This is a genomic window from Intestinibacter sp., from assembly GCF_051866655.1.
Classification (GTDB): domain Bacteria; phylum Bacillota; class Clostridia; order Peptostreptococcales; family Peptostreptococcaceae; genus Intestinibacter.
This window is the reverse complement of sequence record NZ_JBJDXL010000499.1, coordinates 1-2,414: the sequence shown is the minus strand read 5'-3', so window position 1 is coordinate 2,414 and position 2,414 is coordinate 1. Positions and strand designations below refer to the sequence as shown.

The following is a 2,414-nucleotide window of genomic DNA, read 5'->3' as shown; positions in this document are numbered from 1 at the left end:
GCGAGTATATGAATAATCCTACCGTGAATGTATAAATTAGAGGAACTTAAAAAGAAGGGAGATAATTTAGTTGCAGTAGATAAGGACGGCAAAGAATTTGACATTACTGATTATTCTATAGAAGAATCTACTGAAAATGGAATTTAGGCATTTACTCCAACTGTTACAATAGAGGGAAATAAAATACCTCTAGAATAGTTATTTAGAGAATATAGTATAAAAACTAAATAGAATGCTATTGTTCCAAAGTATAATGAAGGAGATAGATTAGTTATTGATACTGGTAATGTAATAATTACTAAAGTTGATGATAAGAACTATACAGTAACTGACCTAGATGGAAATAATGAGCAAGTAATATCTATAGAAGATTTACATAATAGGTTTAAGGATTATTATAAAGAACCAGATCCAGAACCAGAAAATGATACACCACCTTCTGTCATGGGTAATACTGGAACTTTATAGGATAGAGTAGAAGATGTTACAGATAATAATGCTAAAGACGAACCAAGAAGAACTACTAATAGAAATGATGTTAGGCAAGTAAATCACTTACTATACACATTCAATACTTTTGCTCCTGGGATAGTAGAAGAAAACGGTATGCCTAAGTTTGATGGCCCATAGGAGAAATTTGATGCTAGAATTGATAATGGTGTTGGATTAATGAAATTGTTTAAGACATGGGATTACAAAACTATTATAGAAACTCTGGCCAAATTAAATAATGCTTTTAAGGATGGAGATATTGATACTATTAGAGACCTTTTACACTTAGAGGATTCTGATATAATTAATATTAGGTATGGTATAAAGAGTACTGCAGGACGTTTAAACGGTGATAAGAAATTATTTAATAGATTTGACCAATCTGAGAATGAGAAAGCCCTTTTTATAGAATCTGATGATACAGAGGCTGATAAGAAGATGCGTAAAACTTTATCAGCATTAATATTCGTAAATGGGGTTCCAAAATTGGAATTATCATTAGCATCTATTAATTCTCCACTTACTCTAATGTACTTAGATGATTTTAATAAAGTAGGAGAATTCTTTGATAATGAAACAAAAGGAACTAATACTTATGATAAAATAAATGAAGTCATTAATTAGTTTGGTAATGATCCATATTATAGTGACTTGATTGACTTGTTTAAATTCTGGGAATTTACTTCAAATGGATGGTTTATGCTTCCAGAAGGTTTTAAACTAGAAACTAAATTAGGACCTTAGTTATTAAAAGAAAAAGGTAAAAATTAGACTAATGGTAGTTATTAGTATAATTTTAAACTCACAGATATTGAAGAGTTTGCTAAGAATCCATAGCTTCATATATCTTCTGTATTCTTATCTAAGGATGGATATAATGGGCTTGTAAATACCGCACATCCATTTGTTCTTATATCTGATTCCAATAAGTACACAACTGATGATGAGTTAGTTGAACAGTGGAGATTGTAGCAAAATCCTGATTATTCTGGTCGAAAAAGTGTAAGTCTTGTTTATGTAATTCCGCCTCATGCTAAGGCTTCTGATTGGATTATAAACTAGGAAAGTTTATACCAGAATGCAGCTGGGAAAAATAATCCTATATATGATTTAGGTAATGATTTTACAGCTTATAGAGTATTGCAATCATTACAGAAGTCTGGAAAATTTGATTAGTTTAAGAGTTTAGATGGACTTAAACCAGAAGTATTAAGTTTACTTAAAGAATTAAATACAATAGAAGAGAATCTAAGTTAGTAGACACCAGTATTTGATAAGAATGTAATTATTAATGGATAGACTTAGGAAGACTTCTATAAATCTGAATTAAAAAAGTCTGGAGAAAAAAGAGCAAAATATAATACTATTTACTTAACATAGAAACAAGTTTTAGATAGAGCAATTACAACGGATAGTCCAGATATTACTAAAGGACATAATAATAGATAGCTTCTAGCTAAATATGTAACAAGCATTGTTTATTTAAGAGGATTTAGGAAAAATGGAGAAGACTCATTACTTCATAGTAATCAAATTTCTAAATTACTATCAGATTTGGATGAGACACTTGGTGAGGATTTTATGGTCTTTTTCAAACCTAGGTATAGTGACTAGAATGTAGGCCCATTTGCTAAAGTTAGAACCACAGATAAATATTCTATAAAAACTCCTTCTGGAATTAATTCTCAATTCTAGATAAATGCTAAAGTTACTACTTCTGTATTCTAGTCAGAGGATTTATATAAGCACATACATGAATTTTTAGGTGATATATATTTTGATGGACGAGTTTGGAAAATAAAAAATCCTTCTACTACTTATACTGAATAGGGAAAGTATTTAGAAGCTGACAGTTCTAATAATCCTACAATATCAGAAAAAGTAATGGCTAGATATAAGTCTTATTTTGATAAAGGCTATTT

The 2,414-nt window shown here is 29.7% G+C and carries 1 protein-coding gene; it reads left to right on the top strand.

Features of this window, described 5'->3' with window-relative positions; genetic code table 11:
- The first annotated feature begins 669 nt into the window (after positions 1-669).
- Positions 670-1,116, top strand: coding sequence for a hypothetical protein (locus ACI3VO_RS15075; protein WP_439758706.1), 447 nt, complete (start codon positions 670-672; stop codon positions 1,114-1,116).
- Positions 1,117-2,414 lie beyond the last annotated feature (1,298 nt).

Coding starts and splice junctions, on each gene's coding strand:
- ACI3VO_RS15075 (WP_439758706.1), top strand. CDS start 670: ATGAAATTGTTTAAGACATGGGATTACAAAACTATTATAGAAACTCTG.